The sequence below is a fragment of the Actibacterium sp. D185-2 genome (genome assembly GCF_054954595.1).
In genome coordinates this window covers 238,983-258,293 of record NZ_JBPWNX010000004.1, presented here as the reverse complement: position 1 = coordinate 258,293, position 19,311 = coordinate 238,983, and the positions used below count along the sequence as shown (strand labels likewise).

The following is a 19,311-nucleotide window of genomic DNA, read 5'->3' as shown; positions in this document are numbered from 1 at the left end:
GTCCTGAAGGGAAGGGGCGTGCAGGGCCTGGCGAAACAGCCCGCATATCTGAAACCGGCGCGGGTGTCACATCTCGCGCCAGTGATCGCGCAGCCACAGGGCCAGCGCGTCCCGCGTCGTGGGGCGGTCCATTCCGGCCAGCGCGGTGGCCACCTGCGCGGGGTCCAGTACACTGCCCGACCGCGCGCGCAGCAGATCGGTGGCATAGGCCTTGCCGAATTCCGGGTGGCCCTGAAAGCTGACACCGAAGCCGGGATACCACAGCATCCCGAAGCCGCAGAAATCGGACGCGGCGATCACCTGCGCTGCGGGTGGCAGCACGGTGATCTGATCTTGATGAAAGGCCTGAATGGTGATGTCATCCGGCGCGGCGCCAAGGTCCGCGGGCCAGTTCTGCGGCGGATAGTGGTGGATGCCGATGCCCCAGCCCTTGTCGGATTTGGCGACCGTGCCGCCCAGGGCCTGCGCCATGATCTGATGCCCAAAGCAGATGCCGACCATCTTTTGCCCGCCGGCCTTTGCCTTGCGGATGAATGCCTCTAGCGGGGGGATCCAGGGGTGATCCTCGTACACGCCGCATTTCGATCCGGTGATGATCCACAAATCGGCGGCATCGGGGCCGGGGGGAAAGGCCCCGTCCATCACCGCATAGCCCTGTGTCTGGCCGCCAAGCGGGGCGATCCAGTCGGCGACCATGGCGATATAATCGCCGTGGACCTGCAGCAAGTCTGCGGACGGGCGTCCGACCTCCAGAATGCCGATACGGGGGGGCGTGGTCATGGCTTAACCTTTGTCGAGATGGGAATAATAGCGATAGGCCAACGGCAGCAGAACCCGCCGCGCCGATCCAAGCGGAAAGCGGGCCGCAGGCGCGCGCATCAGATCGGGCAGGGCGGTCGCCCGGCCCATCGCAAGGGCCGCCATCTGCGCGCCGCACCATGTGCCCATCGACACCCCGTTGCCATGATAGGCGAAGGCGGCATGGGCGCGGGGCCAGTCCCCGATGGGCCCGACATAAGGCGTCAGGTTGCGCGCGAGGTTGGCCAGCCCCGACCAGAAGAACGGCGTTTCCACATCGCGCCAGGCCGGGAACATCGCGTTGAAATCGTGGTGGATGCGGGTCTTGAGCTCGGCATGGGCCCGCGGCGTCCAGCGCACCCCGCCACGCATCCCGAACAGAAAACGGCGGTTTGGCATCAGGCGATAATAGTGCAGCAGGTGGCGCGTGTCGAACGCCATCTGATCGGTGCTCCAGCCCTGATCGGCGATCTCGGCCCCGGTCAAGGGGCGGGTGACGATGATGCTGGACTGCACCGGCAGATAGCGCGCGCGCATCCAGCGGGGCAGGTCATCGGCGCTGTAGCCGTTGGTGGCCAGCAGCAGGTGGCGCGCGCGCAGCGTCCCCGTGGGGCAGCTCAGAACATAATCTTCGCCGTCGCGCGTGATCCCGGTGACCGGCGCATCGGCAAAGAGGCGCGCCCCCGCGTCCTGTGCAGCGTGGGCCAGACCCAGCACATATTTGCGGGGGTTCAGCGCAAAGCCAAGCGGCAGGGTCATCGCGCCGTGGAATTGCGGCCCGGCCATGCCGTGGGCGGGCAGGTCGGATTTCTCGATCAGCTCGACCGCGCAGCCGTGGGTGCGGGCCAGTTCGGTGGCCTCGGCGCGCAGGGCGTCCATGTCGCGGGGCCGGTGCGCCAGCAGGGTTTCACCGTGGGAATGGCGGTCGGCGTCGATCCGGTGACTGGTTAAAATCCGGTCGACCAGGGCCACGGCGCCGCGCTCGGCGGCATGGTATTTCGCCACGTCGTCGGCGCTGAACCTGCGGGTCAGCGTCGCGTCCGAGGCTTTTGCCCCACCGATGCAGCAAAACCCGCCATTGCGCCCCGAGGCGCCCCAGCCGGGGCGGTGCATGTCCAGCACCGCGACATCCGCGCCCGCCTGCGCCAGATGCAGCGCGGCCGACAGCCCGGTGAACCCGCCGCCGATTACGGCAAATTCGGCGCGCACTTCGCCCAGCGGCGGCGGATAGCTGCGGTCGTCGTCAGCCGTCGTGCGCCAGTAACATCCGGCATCCGATCCGGCGGCATAGGCGGCGGGTTCGTAGATCCGGTCCAGTGCCATGGATCAGGGCCGGTCCGGCAGGCCGTGGGCGGCACAGAGGGCGGCGTGGTTGCCCATGACGCTCACTGCTTGAGCCCTTCTTGTTCTTCGCGGTTCTGGCGCTGGATCGCGCGTTTCGACAGAAGCGAGGTGGTGATCACCCCCACGGCGACAATCCCGATCATGATGGTCGAAAGCGCATTGATTTCCGGGCTGACGCCCAGACGCACCGCGGAAAATATCTTGATCGGCAGGGTGGTCGACGAGGGGCCGGAGGCGAAAGAGGCGATCACCAGATCGTCAAGCGACAGGGTGAAGGCCAGCAACCAGCCGGACACGACCGCGGGAATGATGATCGGCAGGGTCACGCTTCGGAACGCATCGAACGGGGTGCAGCCCAGATCAAGCGCGGCCTCTTCCAGGGACCGGTCAAAAGACACAAGCCGCGACGACACCACGACCGACACATAGCACATCGAAAAAGTGGTATGCGCCAGCACAATGGTGAACACGCCGCGGTCCAGCCCGATGGCGATGAACAACAGCAAAAGCGACAGGCCGGTGATGACCTCTGGCATGACCAGCGGCGCATAGATCATCCCCGAAAACAGGGTGCGGCCGGGAAAGCGGCCGGCGCGCACCAGCACATAGGCCGCCATCGTCCCCAGCACCGTCGCCAGGGTCGAGGACATGACCGCCACTTTCAGTGTGACCCAGGCGGCATCCAGGAACTGCTCGTTGCGGAACAGCTCGCCATACCATTTGGTGGAAAACCCGGCCCAGACCGTGACCAGCTTGGATTCGTTGAAGCTGTAGATCATCAGGATGATCATCGGCAGATAGAGAAAGGCAAAGCCCAACGTCAGCGAGGTGACGTTGAACCAGGACATGCGGCGGTTCATTGGTCGGCCTCGCGCTCTTTTTCCTGATTGCGCTGGAACAGCATGATCGGGATCACCAGGATCAGCAGCAGGACCACCGCGACGGCGCTGGCCACCGGCCAGTCGCGGTTCGAAAAGAATTCCTCCCACAGTACCTTGCCGATCATCAGGGTTCTGGACCCGCCCAGGATCGAAGGGATCACGAATTCCCCCAGCGCCGGGATGAAGACCAGAAAGCAGCCCGCGATGATGCCCGATTTCGACAGCGGCACGGTGATCAGCCAGAAGGCCGAGGTGCGCGAACAGCCCAGATCCTCGGCCGCTTCCAGCAGCGATCCGTCCATCTTGTCCAGCGCCGCATAGATCGGCAGGATCATGAAGGGCAGGTAGGTATAGACGATGCCGATATAGACCGCCCAGTTGGTGTTCAGGATCATCAGCGGCGTGTCGATCAGCCCAAGCCAGAGCAGAAGCTGGTTCAGATACCCCTCGTTCGACAGGATGCCCATCCAGCTGTAAACCCGGATCAGAAAGCTGGTCCAGAACGGCAGGATCACCAGCATCATCAGCGTCGGGCGCCATTCCTCGGGGGCCTTGGCCATGGCATAGGCGATAGGATAGCCGACCGTCAGCGCGATCAGCGTGGACAGCGCCGCGATCTTGACGCTGGACAGGTAGGCCTTCCAGTACAGGTTGTCCTGGGCCAGGAAGACGAAATTTTCCAGATCGAGCCCTGCGAAGAACGCCTTCAGGCCCGCCCATCCGGCCGTGAAGTCAAGCGTCGGCGTATAGGGCGGAATCGCGACAGCCGTGTCCGAAAGCGAGATTTTGACGACGATCAGGAACGGCACCAGAAACAGCGCCAGCAGCCAGCCATAGGGAACGGCGATCAGAAAGAAGCGCCGGAATTTCATCGCGCGCCCCTCATGTCGTCAGCACCACGCCAGAGGTGTCGGTCCAGGACAGCCAGACCATGTCGTCCCAGGTGAAATCGCGCCGGTCCAGCCGGCGGCTGTTGGTCATCTGGGCCGATATCATCTGCCCCGACGGCAGGCGGACATGATAGGTCGAGATATTGCCAAGATAGGCGATGTCGATGACCTTGCCCTGCACCGAATTGGCGCGGTCGGGCAGGGGGTCGTGGCTGACTGCGATCTTTTCGGGACGCACCGCATAAAAAACGCGCTGGCCCTGCGCCACCTCGGCCGTGGTCACGGCCTGAATGGGCGCGGCGCCTTCGGCATAAGCGATGGCGACCTTGCCGTCCGCGCCGGGGGTGGCGGTGCCCTCGATCGTGTTCACGTCGCCGATGAAATCGGCCACATAGACCGAATTGGGTGCCTCATAGATACCGGCGGGGGTGTCGACCTGAATCATCTTGCCGTGATTCATCACCGCCACGCGCGACGCGACGGTCATCGCCTCTTCCTGGTCGTGGGTGACGATCACGAAGGTGGTGCCGGTCTTTTCCTGAATGTCCATCAGTTCGAACTGGGTGTCCTGGCGCAGCTTTTTGTCCAGCGCGCCCAGCGGTTCATCCAGCAGTAGCAGTTTCGGCGCCTTGGCCAGTGACCGGGCAAGGGCGACGCGCTGGCGCTGGCCGCCGGAAATCTGGTGCGGCTTGCGCTTGGCGAACTGTTCCAGCCGGGTCAGGCGCAGCATCTCGGCAACGCGGTCGGCGATCTCGTCCTTCGGCATGGGCGAGCGTTTCAGCCCGAAGGCGATATTGTCATAGACGGTCAGATGCGGGAACAGCGCATAGCTTTGGAACATCATGTTCACCGCGCGCTTGTTGGGCGGGATCGAGGCCATGTTCTTGCCGTCGATCCAGATCGTGCCCTCGGTCGGGGCCTCGAACCCGGCCAGCATCCGCATCAGGGTGGTCTTGCCGCAGCCCGAGGGGCCAAGCAGCGCGAAGAACTCGCGCTCATATATCCACAGGTTCAGATCATCGACCGCGGTGAAATCGCCGAAGCGTTTGGTCACGCCTTCAAATCGGATCAGCGGGATGGCGGTCGGGTCGTCCCAGGGGGCAAAGACGGTCTGTGTCGCGGGCTGCGCCATATCATGCTCGGGCTGAAGGGAAAGGGAAGGTCCCGCGCCCGTGGCCGCAGGGGCCGGGGCGCGGGGATGGTCAGACCGGCGGATCAGGTGCCCGATTTGATCTTGGTCCACAGGCGCGTGACCACGCGCTGGACCTTCGCGTCATAGGGCGACACGGTATAGAGCTTTTCCAGCGTTGCCGCGTCCGGATAGATCGCGGTGTCGCCGATCACATCTTCCTCGAGGAATTCCTGCGAGGCGAGGTTGCCGTTGGCGTAATAGACATAATTCGACGCCGCCGCCATGTTGTGGGCGTCTAGGATGAAGTTCAGGAACATATGCGCGGCCTCGGGGTTCGGCGCATCGGCCGGGATCGCCATCTGGTCGAACCACATCAGCGCGCCTTCCTTGGGCGCGGTATAGGCGATCTCGACGCCGTTATCGGCCTCGGCGGCGCGGTCGCGGGCCTGAAGGATGTCACCCGACCAGCCGAACGCCACGCAGATGTCGCCGTTGGCCAGCGCGTTGATATATTCCGAGCTGTGGAATTTCTGGATATAGGGCCGGACCGGCATGAACACGTCTTCGACCTTGGCGATGACCGTGGGGTCCTGGCTGTCGGGGTCTTCGCCCAGGAAGGCCAGCGCGGCCGGGATCATCTCGGTCGGGGCGTCGAGTATCTGCACGCCGCACGCGGCCAGCTTTTCCATGTTCTCGGGCTTGAAGATCAGGTCCAGGCTGTCGATCGGCGCATCGTCGCCCAGCACTTCGGCCACCTTGCCCAAGTTCACACCGATGCCGGTGGTGCCCCACATGTAGTTGATCGAATAGGCGTTGTCGGGGTCGTATTTTTCGGTGCGTTCCTTGATCGCATCCCACAGGTTCACGGCGTTGGGCAGCTTGTCGAAGTCCAGCTTCTGGAACACGCCGGCGGAAATCTGGCGTTGCAGGAAGGTGCCGGTGGGAACCACGACGTCATACCCGGACGCGCCCGCCAGCATCTTGGTTTCCAGCACCTCGTTTGAATCGAACACGTCATAGATCAGGTCGATTCCGGTTTCTTCCTCGAATTTGGCAAGAAGCTCTTCGTCGATATAGTCGGACCAGTTGTAGACGCGGACCTCTTCGGCAAAGGCCGTCGAGCCGGCAAGAAGGGCCGCAGCAAGCGGAAACCAGATTTTTGTCATGTCGTCGATATCCCTGTTGGTTGGCACCGGGCTATACCCCGCTACGGGGCAATTTGATCAAAAAAATCGGGCAATGCAATATGGTATTTTCCACGCCGTGGTCCTAAGCTGACCGTCATGCGGGGCACATGCCGCCCGAACGACAGCTTCTGGAGGCCACACGGCATTGGACACTGACCTTCGAAAACCGCCGGCGCATGTTCTGGTCTATCAGCGCATCCGCGAGATGATCCTGTGCGGTGAGCTGGCCCCCGGTCAAGCGGTAACCATTCAGGGGCTGGTGTCGGTGCTGGGGGCGGGAATGACCCCCGTGCGCGAGGCGATCCGGCGGCTGACATCCGAAGGCGCCTTGCAATTTCAGGGGAATCGGCGGGTTTGCGTGCCCGAACTGACGGTGGCCCAGATTGACGAGCTGTCCTTTGCGCGGCTGGCGATCGAACCGCAACTTGCCTATTGGGCGGCGGAAAAGATTACACCCGAGGCGATTTACAAACTTGATCTGGTGGATCAGGCGCTTAACGCCGCCATCGTCCGGGGCGATGTGCGCGATTACATGTATCAGAACTATCGCTTTCACGCATCGCTATATGCCGTGTCCGAGGCGCATATCATGATCCCGATCGCCAATACCCTGTGGCTGCGGGCCGGGCCGTCGCTGCGCGTGATGTGCGGGCGATTCGGCACCCTGAACCTGCCCGACATGCACCAAGAGGCCCTGCGCGCCCTGCGCGCGGCCGATCCACAGGCCGTGGCGGATGCGATTCACGCGGATCTTCAGCAAGGGTTGATCAACATCCGCGCCGCGATGACCGAGTGATGCGGGGGAGATTTTGATCAAATTGTGTTGACAGCATTTTTTTTGATCATATCCTGCCCGCGACCTTCCGGAGCTGCCCCGGTGTGCCCGTCGGGCCACCGCGATCCGGCCCCCTTGCCAAACCCAGGTGATCTTGTGAGCCCGACTGCCCTGACCGACTGGAGCGCCAACCTGCCGCAGGCGTTCCGCGACTATCGCGCCGACCGGCGTATCGAAGAGGTCGAATGCATCGTCCCCGATCTGGTCGGCATGTCGCGCGGAAAATCGATGCCGTTCCACAAGTTTTCGCCCGGGAACACCTTCTATCTGCCGATTTCGTTGTTTTATCAGACGATCACCGGCGACTATGTCGATATCCCCGCGATCGAGAACCAGTGGATGGAGGCCGATATCGTCCTGCGCCCCGACATGGCCACCGTGTCCGCCGCGCCCTGGGCCGAAGATGTCACGATGCAGGTAATCTGCGATCTGGAAACCCGCGACGGCGTGCCGCTGGGCGTGGCGCCGCGCAATGTGCTCAAGCGGGTTCTGGGGCTTTATGCGGAAAAGGGCTGGACGCCGGTTGTCGCGCCCGAGCTGGAATTCTACATCACCAAGCCGAATGTCGACCCCAATGAACCGATCGAGCCCCCCGTGGGACGCACCGGCCGCCCCGGGACCGGGCGCCAGGCGTTTTCCATGGTGGCCGTCGATGAATACGGCCCCGTGATCGACACGATCTATGACTATGCCGAGGCGCAGGGCCTGGCGATCGACACGCTGATCCAGGAAGGCGGCGCCGGGCAGATCGAGATCAACCTGCTGCATGGCGATCCGCTGTCGCTGGCCGATCAGGTGTTCTATTTCAAGCGCGCGATCCGCGAGGCCGCGCTGAAGAACGGCACCTTCGCCACCTTCATGGCCAAGCCGATGCGCGACGAGCCGGGCAGCGCCATGCATATCCATCAAAGTGTGCTGGACAGCAAAACCGGGCAGAACATCTTTTCCGACGCGAATGGCGCGCCGACCGATGCGTTTCACCATTTCATCGGCGGCTCGCAACAGCATATCCTGTCGATGATGCCGCTGATGGCGCCCTATGTGAACAGCTATCGCCGCCTGACGGGCGGGATGAGCGCGCCGGCTAATCTGGAATGGGCCGCCGACAACCGCACCACCGGGCTGCGCATTCCCAATTCCGGCCCCGAGGCCCGAAGGGTCGAGAACCGGGTGATCGGGATCGACGCCAACCCCTATCTTGCCGTCGCCGCCAGTCTTGCGGCGGGCTATCTGGGCATGGTCAACCGCATAGACCCGCGCCCCGCCGCCGTGGGCGAGGTCTGGAGCGAAGGCGCCGTTCTGCCGGAAGGCGCCCATGACGCCCTGTCGAATTTCGAGCAGGCCGCAGAAATTCGTGCCCTGCTGGGCGATGAGTTCTGCAGCCTGTTCGCCGCCATCAAACATGCCGAGCTTGACGAATTCCGGCGCGAAATCTCGCGCTGGGAACGCGAGCATCTCATGCTTAACGTCTGACGCCCCACGCAAAGGATCTTCACATGATCGACAATCACATGCCCACCAAAGAGCTTCAGGCCCTGGATGCGGCGCATCATATGCACCCCTTCACCGACGGTAATGCGCTGAACGCCAAGGGCGCGCGGATCATCACCGCAGCCAAGGGCATCACCCTGACCGACAGCGACGGGAACGAATTTCTGGACGGCATGGCCGGGCTTTGGTGCGTGAACGTGGGCTATGGCCGGGAAGAGCTGGCCGAGGCCGCCGCGCGCCAGATGCGCCAGCTGCCGTTCTACAACACGTTCTTCCAGACCAGCCATGTGCCCGCCATCGCGCTGGCCAAGCGGCTGGCCGATCTGTGCCCCGGCGATCTGAACCATGTCTTTTTCAACGGGTCGGGGTCGGATTCCAACGACACCAATATCCGTCTAGTGCGCCATTACTGGGCGGCCAAGGGCAAGCCGGAAAAGAAGGTCATCATCGCCCGCTGGAACGGCTATCACGGCTCGACCATGGGCGCGGCGTCGCTTGGCGGCATGAAGGGTATGCACGCGCAGGGCGGTCTGCCGATTCCCGACATCGCCCATATCGATCAGCCCGACTGGTGGTCCGAAGGCGGCGACATGTCGCCCGAGGATTTCGGCCTGGAACGCGCCCGTCAGCTTGAGGCCAAGATCGCCGAACTGGGCGAAGACAAGGTCGCGGCCTTCATCGCCGAGCCCATTCAGGGCGCCGGTGGCGTGATCGTGCCGCCCGAAACCTACTGGCCGGAAATTCAGCGCATCTGCGACGCGCATGACATTCTGCTGATCGCGGATGAGGTCATCTGCGGCTTTGGCCGCACCGGGCAGTGGTTCGGCAGCCAGACCATGGGCATCCGCCCCGACATTATGACCATCGCCAAGGGCCTGTCTTCGGGCTATGCGCCGATCGGTGCGTCGGTCATGTCCGACGAGGTGGCCGAGGTCATCAATGGCGCGGGCGAGTTCGCCCATGGCTATACCTATTCGGCCCATCCGGTCGCCGCCGCCGTGGCGCTGGAAAACCTGCGCATTCTGGACGAGGAAGGCATCGTTGAAAACGCGGGCAAGGTCGTGGCCCCCTATCTGGCCGAAAAATGGACCGCGCTGGTCGATCATCCGCTGATCGGCGAGGCGAAGATCAAGGGGCTTATGGCCTCGATCGCGATGACCCCGGACAAGGGCGCGCGCGCCGCATTCGCCGCCGGAAGCGGGGTCGTGGGGCTGATGTGCCGGGACCGCTGTTTCGCCAACGGTCTGGTGATGCGCCATGTGGGCGACCGCATGATCATCTCGCCGCCGCTGATCATCACGCCGGCCCAGATCGACACGCTGATCGAACGCGCGGTGAAATCGCTGGATGAAACCTATGCGGCGGCCAAGGCCGAAGGGCTGATGAAATCCGCCTGAAAGGGTCGCTGATGGATATCCTGACGATCAACGACACGCCGGGGGAATATCCGCCCTCGTGGTATGCGGCCACGGCGACCCCGCCGGGCCCGTACCCGCGGGCCAGGGGCGATCTGCGCGCCGATGTCTGTGTGGTCGGCGGCGGGTTCACCGGGTTGTCGGCGGCGCTGCATCTGGCGCGGCGCGGCTATGACGTGGCACTGGTCGAGGCGCAGCGCGTGGGCTTTGGCGCATCGGGCCGCAATGGCGGGCAGGTGGGCACGGGCCAGCGGGTCGAGCAGCCCGAACTGGAAAAGATGGTCGGGCGCGCGGATGCGCACAAGCTGTGGGATATCGGGCTGGACTCGGTCGCGCTGGTGCGCGACCTGATTGCCGAAGGGCAGATCGACTGCGGCTTCGTTCCCGGCGTGATCCATGCCGATCACCGCGCCCGGTTCGTGCCCCAGTCGCGGGCGCATGTGGATCACATGAAGGCCGAGTACGGCTATGACCTGATCCGGTTTCTGGACCGCGATGCGATGCGCGCGCAGGTCGGATCGCCCGCCTATCACGGCGGCACGCTGGACATGGGCGGCGGTCATCTTCACCCGCTGCGCTTTGCTTTTGGCCTTGCGCGGATGGCGCAGGCGGCAGGCGTGCGGATCTATGAGCAATCGCGCATGATCGCGGTCGAGGGCGGCAGCCCCGCCGTGGTCCGGCTGGCGGAGGCCACGATCCGTGCCGATCACGTGGTGATGGCGATGAACGGCTATCTGGGCGACGCTGAACCGCGCGTGGCCACCCGCGTCATGCCGATCAACAATTTCATCGCCGTGACCGAACCGCTGGGCGCCGAGCGGGCGCGCGGGCTGATCCGCGATAACCACGCCGTGGCTGACAGCAAGTTCGTCATCAACTATTTCCGCCTGTCCGACGATCACCGGATGATCTTTGGCGGCGGCGAAAGCTATGGCTACCGCTTCCCTGCCGATATCAAGGCCAAGGTGCGCAAGCCGATGTTGCAGATCTTTCCGCAGCTCGCCGATGCGCGGCTCGAGTATGCCTGGGGCGGCACGCTGGGCATCACCATGTCGCGCCTGCCGCATTTCGCGCGGCTGGGCGGCAACGTGATGTCGACCAGCGGGTTTTCGGGCCATGGGGTCGCCATGGGCACGCTTGCGGGCAAAATGGCGGCCGAGGCCATCGCAGGTCAGGCGGAACAGTTCGACCTGATGGCGAACCTGCCCGGCGCGCGCTTTCCCGGCGGCCCCGCGCTGCGCGCGCCGCTTCTGGCCGCCGCAATGATCTGGTACTCTTTGCGCGACCGGCTTTAACCGCCATTCCTGGCTTGAAGGACAGTCTCATGATCCCGCTTCACACCGACAAATTCTTCATCAACGGCGCGTGGGTTGCCCCCGCGACCGAGGCCACGGTTCCGGTCATCAACCCGGCGACCGAGGAAAGCTTTGCCACCATCGCCATGGGCGGCGCGGCGGATGTGGACCGCGCCGTGGCCGCGGCCAAGGCCGCGTTCGACAGCTTTTCGCTGACCTCCAAGGCGCAGCGCATCGCGTTGCTGGAGGCCATTCTGGCAGTGTACGAGAAACGCTATGACGAGATGTCGGCGCTGATCTGCGAAGAACTGGGCGCGCCGATCACCCTGTGCGATCAGGCGCAATCGGCCGTGGGGGTGGGGCACCTCAAGGGGTTTCTGGGCGCGCTGAAGGCAATGGAGTTCGAGAGCCGCAATGCCGCGGGCGATCTGATCGCCCGCGAACCCATCGGGGTCTGCGGGCTGATCACGCCCTGGAACTGGCCGATCAACCAGATCGCGCTCAAGGTGCTGCCGGCGATCGCCACGGGCTGCACCGTGGTGCTGAAACCGTCCGAGGTCACGCCGCTGAACGCCCTGCTGTATGCCGAGATTTTGCACGAGGCCGGCGTGCCCGCGGGGGTGTTCAACCTGGTCAATGGCGACGGGCCGACCGTGGGTGCGGCCCTGTCGCGCCACCCGGATGTGGCGATGATGTCCTTCACCGGCTCGACCCGCGCCGGCGTGATGGTGTCCAGGGACGCGGCCGATACGGTCAAGCGCGTGACGTTGGAGCTGGGGGGCAAATCGCCCAACATCATTTTCGACGACGCCGATCTGACCGAGGCGGTGACGCGCGGCGTGCGCCACTGTTTCCAGAACACCGGCCAAAGCTGCAACGCGCCGACGCGGATGCTGATCGCCGCCGACCAGTATGACGCGGCGATGCAGATCGCCACGGCCGCCGCCGAGGCCACCAAGGTGGGCAACCCGGCCGAGGAGGGCGCGCATCTGGGCCCGCTTGTGTCGCAGATCCAGTATGACCGGGTGCAGGCGCTGATCCAGGCCGGGATTGACGAGGGGGCGACGCTGCTGGCGGGCGGGGTCGGGCGGCCCGAGGGGGTCAACCGGGGCTATTTCGTGCGCCCCACCGTCTTTGGCAATGTGAACAATCAGATGACCATCGCCCGCGAAGAGGTGTTCGGCCCGGTGCTGGCCATGATCCCCTACGCGGACGAGGACGAGGCGGTCAGGATCGCCAATGACACGCCTTACGGCCTGGCGGCCTATGTCCAGACCGGCGACCTGGCGCGCGGTGCGCGCGTGGCCCGACGCTTGCGGGCAGGCATGGTCCATGTCAACGGCTCGGACATCGCCTATGGCTCGCCTTTCGGGGGCTACAAGCTGTCCGGAAACGGGCGCGAAGGCGGGATTTTCGGGCTTGAGGATTTCCTGGAGGTCAAGGCCGTGTCGATGCCCTGACGGGGCCCAGGGATGCGCCGGCCCGTTTCGTCGAAGACGCACAGTTGCTTCGGATCGACGTTCTGGCCGATCTGCTCGCCTCGGGAAAATATGCGCCGCGAGGGATCGGCCAGAACCACGGCATGCTGTCGCCCGTTGATTTCGCAAACAGACGGCAAAACTGAACGAGGCAGGTGGCCAGGAAGCTAGGGGTACCTCAGTTACCCTGAGGACCCCGCGGCGGCCTCGCGAATATGGTCTCCCCGCGGGGCGGGGGCGCCGGAGCCCGCGAGGGCCTCAAGGGCTGTGAAATCCGGGGTTACCATGCAGGCGACAATGGCAAGCGCCGCCGCGCTGGTAATCCTTGAAAGATTTCAGGGCCGGATCAGGGCTGACGGATGCGGTGGGGGGATTGGCGACACGCGGCCCGCTGGCGGGCATGTCGCATCGTCACGGTAGAGGAGATGGCCCGCAAAAACCGGGCAAGGGTAAGGGTATTAAATGGGTATTTAACGGCGCTCTGGCGCGGGCTTTCGTCCCACCCATGCCGCGCGCCAGCACCATTCGATTGAATGTCCGCGAGTTTACGCCTATCTTGTCAACGCGCGCCCGAGCCAATCGGGCACCCGGCGACCATGTGCCGCGAAGGAAGTCCCGTCCTTCCGGGCGCGCTAATTTCTCAAGCGACGCACTCCACCCCGCGACAGGACCTTGGCTGCCTTTCCGGCGCCGGTCGCGTGGATGGTGCTGATCCACACCTCGCCCAGGTCCGGAAGCACCTTGAGGGTCTATCCCCGCGGGGGCGGGGGAGCCCAATAGATGAGGCCCACCGGCGCATCAGAGAAGGGTCTATCCCCGCGGGGGCGGGGGAGCCCCGATTCGTCCAAATCAGCCTTGATTTTAGGAGGGTCTATCCCCGCGGGGGCGGGGGAGCCAGGGGAGCGGCGCGTGTTCAAGGTCACCGACAAGGTCTATCCCCGCGGGGGCGGGGGAGCCGCATCCAGCTCTTCACCCAAGTATCAGGATAAGGGTCTATCCCCGCGGGGGCGGGGGAGCCAATCGTCGTCCAGACGAGCACGTTTCACAGCAGGGTCTATCCCCGCGGGGGCGGGGGAGCCTCGACAGGCTCAGAGGCAGCAAGTAATCGCTGCGGTCTATCCCCGCGGGGGCGGGGGAGCCAAGCTGACCGACACTGTTTTGCTGATAGTCCACGGTCTATCCCCGCGGGGGCGGGGGAGCCATATCACATCCAATACCGACAGCGCAGTGTCACGGTCTATCCCCGCGGGGGCGGGGGAGCCCAGCCGCTACCGCTCGGGTGCAGGGTATGGCGGGGTCTATCCCCGCGGGGGCGGGGGAGCCTGCCTCTACTATACAGTCGAATTTACTACCAAAGGTCTATCCCCGCGGGGCGGGGGAGCCCGCTCACAATATCAGCGAAATAGGACTGCACAGGGTCTATCCCCGCGGGGGCGGGGGAGCCTTGACCCGGCTGATCCTGTCCAGGTCGGTGATGGGTCTATCCCCGCGGGGGCGGGGGAGCCATTAACCACGATGAAAGCGGTGAATTCCATTCGGGTCTATCCCCGCGGGGGCGGGGGAGCCTAATTCACGCAACTTTTTATTTGCGCGGTCAAGGGTCTATCCCCGCGGGGGCGGGGGAGCCTTACGCCGCCGCGTCATCAACAACTTCAAGCTGGGTCTATCCCCGCGGGGGCGGGGGAGCCTCAAGATCGGCATCTTCAGCAAGCGGTGTTGAAGGTCTATCCCCGCGGGGGCGGGGGAGCCTCATTCGTTCTGGATATGCTGTTTTGCACAACAGGTCTATCCCCGCGGGGGCGGGGGAGCCTCTTGCTGCTGGTATTTTTGTAAAGCGCACTGGGGTCTATCCCCGCGGGGGCGGGGGAGCCGTCATAAACAACGGCTTGATCAAGGTTCATTAGGGTCTATCCCCGCGGGGGCGGGGGAGCCAATTCATCAAACGTTGAAGTGTTGTTGCATCGGGGTCTATCCCCGCGGGGGCGGGGGAGCCAGCCGCCCACGGCCACCAGGGCAGCGGAAACGGGGTCTATCCCCGCGGGGGCGGGGGAGCCCATCCCATTCGTTAACCTGATACGCAATACCAAGGTCTATCCCCGCGGGGGCGGGGGAGCCGCAGGGCTTCAAATGGCCCTGCAATCATATGTGGGTCTATCCCCGCGGGGGCGGGGGAGCCTTGTCGGTTTGAATTCATCGCAAGAACGCGCTGGGTCTATCCCCGCGGGGGCGGGGGAGCCCCGCACTTGCGCGACAATCAACGCAAGAACTTGGGTCTATCCCCGCGGGGGCGGGGGAGCCTCTGGAGGCTAATAGATTGTTTTTGCAACGATGTCAAAGAGCGAAGGGCGAGTGTCGATTGTCTTGTTATCGTTTTACGAGAAGAACGCCATCTGCGTCCACAATGGATTTTGCGGGTTCGCCCAGGTTGCGGATGCTCAGGTTGCCGGGGGCGCTGGTGTCGCGCCAGACAAGCGTCAGAGAGCCGCGGCCAAGGGTGCTCCACCAGTCGGTCATTACGGACCATACCCTGTCGCGCACGCCCGCAGACATGTCGGGTGCGACATAGACGCCCGGCGCGATCTCGAGCATGACCGAGGTCAGGAAACCACGATAGCGCATCTCGACATCGCGGGTGACGATCATGGTCAGCGGCATCAGGGATCGCGCCCCTCGATCAGGGCCTTGATCCGGTCAATCATCGCGGGGATCACTCCTTGCTTTGCGAGCGCGGCCCCCGTCATACGGCGCGTCACGCGCTCGATGTTTTCGGACGGCCGTTCCCGGACCAGTCTGGCCGCCTTGAAGGCGCAGGGGATGGTGACGCTGTCGCGGAACAGGTCGGCCACATCCAGCACGAAGCTCTGGCCGGGATCTTCGTGGATGAAGCCCAGTTGCGGAATGGTTGCCGTGGCGCAAACGGCAATGGCGGCGGCGGCCTCGACCGCGCTGGCGGCGTGGTTCAGTGCCTGGTTGGGCAGGTCGGCGGCGCGCGGATCGCCCCGGTCATAGCGGCGCCCGTTCCACTGCACGCCGATGCGTTGGGCGTGCAGGGCATAGGTTTCCTTCATCCGTGCGCCCTCGATCCCGCGAAGGACGTTCAGATTGGCATGGGGGAACACCTCGCCCAGGCGCATGGCATACATGCGCCGCGCGGTCATGATGCGCAGGTCGTCATCGGCCCAGACGCGGGCCTGCAGCCGGGCCAGCCCGGAGCGGTCGGGGATCATCGGGGGCGCGGTATACAGACGCACGCCATCCTCGCCCACGGCGGCCAGGGCGGTGCGGGCATGCGCCAGCAGGCGCAAGGCGTCATGGCTGACGGTCGAACCCGGCCCCAGGAGGATGATCGAGACCCCCTGCAACGGAATGGCATAATCGCCGGTGTCGAGCGCGTCGGCGGGGGTCGCGTCCCCCTGGAGGAAGGCCAGCGTACCGTCACGCGCGCTCAGCGCCCCGCGGGCGAGATACAGGCACCCCGCCCGGTCGGCATGGGGCACCTTGGCGCTGTCCAGTCCCAGCCGGCCCTTCAGCATCAGTACGCCCTTTGCGGCGGGCGCAACAGCAGCATTCCGTAGCCATAGGCGCGATGGCGGCCGATCCCGCGTGCCAGCAGCGCGGCAAAGGCGGTCGGATCGGCGATCGTCAGGGTTCCGTGGAGGACGGCGTCGGGGCCTTCTAGGCGCCGTCCGTCCCTTTGGATGTGGGTGCGGCGGAAGCTGGCCATGCGAGTTCCGGCACTGTCCAGTTCGACGGCTGCGCCCAGCCGCGCGGCCAGCCAGTCAAGATAGACATCTTCACGGCTGGCCTGGGTTCCGCGCAGCACGGTGGCCAGGAAGGCGTCGATTTCGGCGCCCTTGCGGAAGCTGACCTCGGTTCCGTTGTCGTCCTGCCCGGCCAGGGCCGAGGCAAGTCGGACAACCGGGCGCAGGCGCAGATCGAAACCGAGGCGCTGACCGGTCGTCCAGCTATTGGCGGGCCGCGGCAATGAGCGCAGGCGCCCCAGATCGACGACCGCGGCCAGATCCGGGGTCAGGGTGGCCCGCGCCTGCTGGCGCAGGGCGTCGGCATCATGGCTGGCATATGCGTAAAGCGTGCCGCTGCGCGCCCGGGGGGCCACCATCAGGCGGAACGGTTGCAGCACGGCCGGGCCGAAGCTTTCGCCCAGCAGGTGGTGCAGGGCCGCGCCCTCGTCAAAGGGGGACGCCAACCCGCGCCCGCCCGCCCACAGATGCAGCGCCCGCAGCGACAGTGGCAGTTCGATCAGATGCAGCATCATGGGATTATTCCTTCGCAGACCTTGCGGCTGCCGCCATGCAACCCGCTGGTCCAGTTGCGCAGATCGGCCAGGTCAAGACCCGGCTGATCGCCCACCATCGGCCAAAGCGCCCGCCCCGGCAGATCGAGCGCCGTCAACGCCTCCAGAACATCCGCCCCCCCGATCCAGCCGGCGAAGATCGGGCCGGCCGGCAGGCAGGGCTTGCGCCCGATGAACAGTGGCCGCGCGGGGCGTTCCAGCGCAGCGGCGATGGATTCTTCACCGGGTCCGTCGCCGGGTGACAGGCGCAGCACGACCCGGCAATCGTGATCGGCCAGATAGTCGCGGCGGCGGCGATGGGGGCTGTTATAGGTCGCCCCGGCGCGCTCATCCGGGCGGCCCCAGGTCGTCCAACCCTTGTCACTGGCCGCCAGCTTGGCGTTCTGGGTGTCTGTCAGAACCCGGCCCTGCCGGGCGATCAGGGCGCCAAACACCAGCCGGTCCTGCAAGGCCTGATGCGCGGCGCCGTCCTCGCGCCGCCAGCCCAGTGCATTGGCGATCAGCCCCGTCAGCGCCGAGGCCGACGGAAAATCGCGCGTCGGCCCGACATGGTCGATGGCAACGCCGCCAAAGGCCACAAGCGGCGCGCTCAGGCGAAGGTGCAGCCAGCGAAAGCTCATGCCGCGGATGCCATCATCTGCCCGGGCAGCCCCCGGACAAAGGTGGCCAGCTCGGCCAGCGTGCCGCGTTCGGCCTGCGGCAGATCGGCATTGGCCAGCGACATCACCCGCCGCGTTTCGCCGGTGGCATAGGCCGCATCCAGCGCCGCCAGATGTTCGGCCAGCTTGTCCACTGCCACGGCGCTGTTGGCCGCGCAGGGCGTGCGAAAGGCTTCGGCCAGCGAGCGCGGCTGGCGGTCGCCCGCCTCGACCAGCAGGAAGGAGGCCCGCGAATACGGCGCGGTCGATCCGAGCTTGGCGCCCGGTGACACTTCGGCGATCAGATACAGCAGATTGTGCAGCACATCGCCTGCCAACCGCGCGTCGCCACCCAGATTGGCCAGAAGGCCGGGCAGGTCTACCACCACATAGCCATAGAACAGCCCCGAGGTCAGCTCGGTTTCCTGGATGGTGTCGGCCCCGGTATCCTCCTCCCGTGCCAGATCGTCGGCGGCGATGAAATAATCGCTTTCGGCCTCTTCGGCATGGACGGTAAAGGCATGGGCGACATGGACGGGGGCGTCGATATTGGCCTTGGGGTCCGATGTGATCATCCGCCCGAACAGCGCGCCGGTCAGCCCGCCGGGCAGTTTGGCCCCCTCACTCAGCGCCTTCAGATTGGCCTTGTGCGCCTTGTTCCACTCCTTGGCCAGATCGGCGGCGGCCTTTGCATCATCGGCGGCCTCGGCCACCAGGCGCTGCGCCTCGCCGGTCAGATAGGCAACCTCGGCAGCACCCAGCAGCAGGGTCTGGCGCGATTTCTTCTCGACACCCTTGTCGCCATAAACGGCGGTCAGCATGGCCTCCTTGATCGGTTTGACGACGGCCTCATTGGCATTGGCCGCCCAGTCGCCGAAAACCTTGCGATCCACGGTTTCGCGCGACCGATACGCCGCGTCCGCGCCGTCGATGCGGTGCAGGCTGTGCGGATCATCCGCCAGCCGCCAGTGGCGTTTGAGGCATTGTGAGCTGACCCGCGTGCGCAGGCTGTTGCCATAGGGCAGGCGCTTGGCCAGCCCGGAATCGTCGCGGTTCAGAAGCGCGGCCGTATAGGGCGCCAGGAAATGGATCTGCAGAAAGCGCGGTTCAGTCATGGTTGGGTTCCTCGGTCTGCGAATGGTCAAGTTCTTTGTAATAGGTCCGGGCGAGCGGCCCGGTATCGTCTGGCCGGAACACGGCGCGGGCCAGGTCCGGCACGTTCAGCCCCGCCGATTTGCGCGCCAGCATGCGGATGGCGCGTTCCAGCGCGTCCTCGCGCGCCGCGCCGCGGGCTGCCAGCAGCCTGGCAAAACGGTGTTCGCTCAGCCCTGCCAGTGCGAGCGCCGCGCCCAGGTGTTGCACGCCATCGTGAATCGATGCCTCGCGGCTGGCCGGCGTCAGCAGGGCGATCAGCCGGGTAAAGCGCAGCCAGCCGGCCTCTTGCCATTGCGGAATGCCCAGTCGTGTCACCTGCCGCCAGAACACCGGCGCGCCCTCGGGGCCCATCCGCCGGGCCTGGGCCTTTTCGCCGGGATCGGCCGCGGCCAGGGCGGCCGCGATCGACAACGCCCTGCGGGCCATTTCGTCTATCTCGTCAGGCATCGGCTTTCCC

Annotated in this window: 17 protein-coding genes and 1 CRISPR repeat array; of the genes, 5 read left to right on the top strand and 12 right to left on the bottom strand. The window is 65.1% G+C overall.

Annotated features, from left to right (window positions below; all coding sequences use genetic code 11):
• Window positions 1-66: 66 nt before the first annotated feature.
• The 6 genes from ACSR1C_RS09890 to ACSR1C_RS09865 form a co-directional block, all read right to left on the bottom strand.
• Entirely contained in the window at window positions 67-780 is a 714-nt protein-coding gene (locus tag ACSR1C_RS09890) for a type 1 glutamine amidotransferase (RefSeq protein ID WP_460259042.1), read from the bottom strand.
• A 3-nt stretch (window positions 781-783) separates the two neighbouring features.
• The gene (locus ACSR1C_RS09885; RefSeq protein WP_460259043.1) at window positions 784-2,121 is read right to left on the bottom strand and encodes an NAD(P)/FAD-dependent oxidoreductase; all 1,338 of its coding nucleotides are present in this window, start codon (window positions 2,119-2,121) and stop codon (window positions 784-786) included.
• Between the two features lie 62 nt (window positions 2,122-2,183).
• Window positions 2,184-3,002, bottom strand: coding sequence for an ABC transporter permease (locus ACSR1C_RS09880; RefSeq protein WP_462596921.1), 819 nt, complete (start codon window positions 3,000-3,002; stop codon window positions 2,184-2,186).
• The gene (locus ACSR1C_RS09875) at window positions 2,999-3,895 is read right to left on the bottom strand and encodes an ABC transporter permease subunit (protein ID WP_460259045.1); all 897 of its coding nucleotides are present in this window, start codon (window positions 3,893-3,895) and stop codon (window positions 2,999-3,001) included. Before ACSR1C_RS09875 ends, ACSR1C_RS09880 begins: the two co-directional genes overlap by 4 nt.
• A 10-nt stretch (window positions 3,896-3,905) precedes the next feature.
• Window positions 3,906-5,045 (bottom strand): ABC transporter ATP-binding protein, encoded by a 1,140-nt coding sequence (locus tag ACSR1C_RS09870; RefSeq protein ID WP_460259046.1) that lies wholly within the window; start codon window positions 5,043-5,045, stop codon window positions 3,906-3,908.
• An 83-nt stretch (window positions 5,046-5,128) separates the two neighbouring features.
• Complete coding sequence (locus ACSR1C_RS09865) at window positions 5,129-6,211, bottom strand: polyamine ABC transporter substrate-binding protein (protein WP_460259047.1); 1,083 nt, start codon at window positions 6,209-6,211, stop codon at window positions 5,129-5,131.
• 166 nt (window positions 6,212-6,377) lie between these two features.
• Here ACSR1C_RS09865 and ACSR1C_RS09860 point away from each other — a divergent pair, with 166 nt between their 5' ends.
• From ACSR1C_RS09860 to ACSR1C_RS09840, 5 genes are all read left to right on the top strand, one after another.
• On the top strand, window positions 6,378-7,028 hold the full coding sequence (locus tag ACSR1C_RS09860) for a GntR family transcriptional regulator (protein ID WP_460259048.1): 651 nt from the start codon (window positions 6,378-6,380) through the stop codon (window positions 7,026-7,028).
• A gap of 150 nt (window positions 7,029-7,178) precedes the next feature.
• Window positions 7,179-8,540, top strand: coding sequence for a glutamine synthetase family protein (locus ACSR1C_RS09855; RefSeq protein ID WP_460259288.1), 1,362 nt, complete (start codon window positions 7,179-7,181; stop codon window positions 8,538-8,540).
• A 23-nt stretch (window positions 8,541-8,563) separates the two neighbouring features.
• Window positions 8,564-9,955, top strand: coding sequence for an aspartate aminotransferase family protein (locus ACSR1C_RS09850; RefSeq protein WP_460259049.1), 1,392 nt, complete (start codon window positions 8,564-8,566; stop codon window positions 9,953-9,955).
• An 11-nt stretch (window positions 9,956-9,966) separates the two neighbouring features.
• The gene (locus ACSR1C_RS09845) at window positions 9,967-11,268 is read left to right on the top strand and encodes an NAD(P)/FAD-dependent oxidoreductase (protein WP_460259050.1); all 1,302 of its coding nucleotides are present in this window, start codon (window positions 9,967-9,969) and stop codon (window positions 11,266-11,268) included.
• 29 nt (window positions 11,269-11,297) lie between these two features.
• The gene (locus ACSR1C_RS09840) at window positions 11,298-12,728 is read left to right on the top strand and encodes an aldehyde dehydrogenase family protein (protein ID WP_460259051.1); all 1,431 of its coding nucleotides are present in this window, start codon (window positions 11,298-11,300) and stop codon (window positions 12,726-12,728) included.
• Between the two features lie 764 nt (window positions 12,729-13,492).
• Window positions 13,493-15,044: a CRISPR direct-repeat array (repeat unit 28 nt; unit sequence GGTCTATCCCCGCGGGGGCGGGGGAGCC).
• Window positions 15,045-15,110: 66 nt separating this feature from the next.
• Here the strand turns inward: ACSR1C_RS09840 and cas2e are convergent.
• From cas2e to casB, 6 genes are read right to left on the bottom strand one after another with little or no spacing between them, the layout of a single operon-like run.
• A complete protein-coding gene (gene cas2e, locus ACSR1C_RS09835; protein WP_460259052.1) occupies window positions 15,111-15,401 on the bottom strand; it encodes a type I-E CRISPR-associated endoribonuclease Cas2e in 291 nt (96 codons plus the stop codon).
• Complete coding sequence (gene cas1e, locus ACSR1C_RS09830; protein ID WP_460259053.1) at window positions 15,401-16,279, bottom strand: type I-E CRISPR-associated endonuclease Cas1e; 879 nt, start codon at window positions 16,277-16,279, stop codon at window positions 15,401-15,403. Before cas1e ends, cas2e begins: the two co-directional genes overlap by 1 nt.
• The gene (locus ACSR1C_RS09825) at window positions 16,279-17,022 is read right to left on the bottom strand and encodes a type I-E CRISPR-associated protein Cas6/Cse3/CasE (protein WP_460259054.1); all 744 of its coding nucleotides are present in this window, start codon (window positions 17,020-17,022) and stop codon (window positions 16,279-16,281) included. The genes cas1e and ACSR1C_RS09825 overlap by 1 nt, the downstream gene beginning before the upstream one ends.
• On the bottom strand, window positions 17,019-17,681 hold the full coding sequence (gene cas5e / locus ACSR1C_RS09820) for a type I-E CRISPR-associated protein Cas5/CasD (protein ID WP_460259055.1): 663 nt from the start codon (window positions 17,679-17,681) through the stop codon (window positions 17,019-17,021). Before cas5e ends, ACSR1C_RS09825 begins: the two co-directional genes overlap by 4 nt.
• Complete coding sequence (gene cas7e / locus ACSR1C_RS09815; protein ID WP_460259056.1) at window positions 17,678-18,814, bottom strand: type I-E CRISPR-associated protein Cas7/Cse4/CasC; 1,137 nt, start codon at window positions 18,812-18,814, stop codon at window positions 17,678-17,680. Before cas7e ends, cas5e begins: the two co-directional genes overlap by 4 nt.
• Window positions 18,807-19,301: a type I-E CRISPR-associated protein Cse2/CasB gene (gene casB, locus ACSR1C_RS09810; protein WP_460259057.1), complete on the bottom strand. Its 495-nt coding sequence runs from the start codon at window positions 19,299-19,301 to the stop codon at window positions 18,807-18,809. The genes cas7e and casB overlap by 8 nt, the downstream gene beginning before the upstream one ends.
• Window positions 19,302-19,311: the final 10 nt, after the last annotated feature.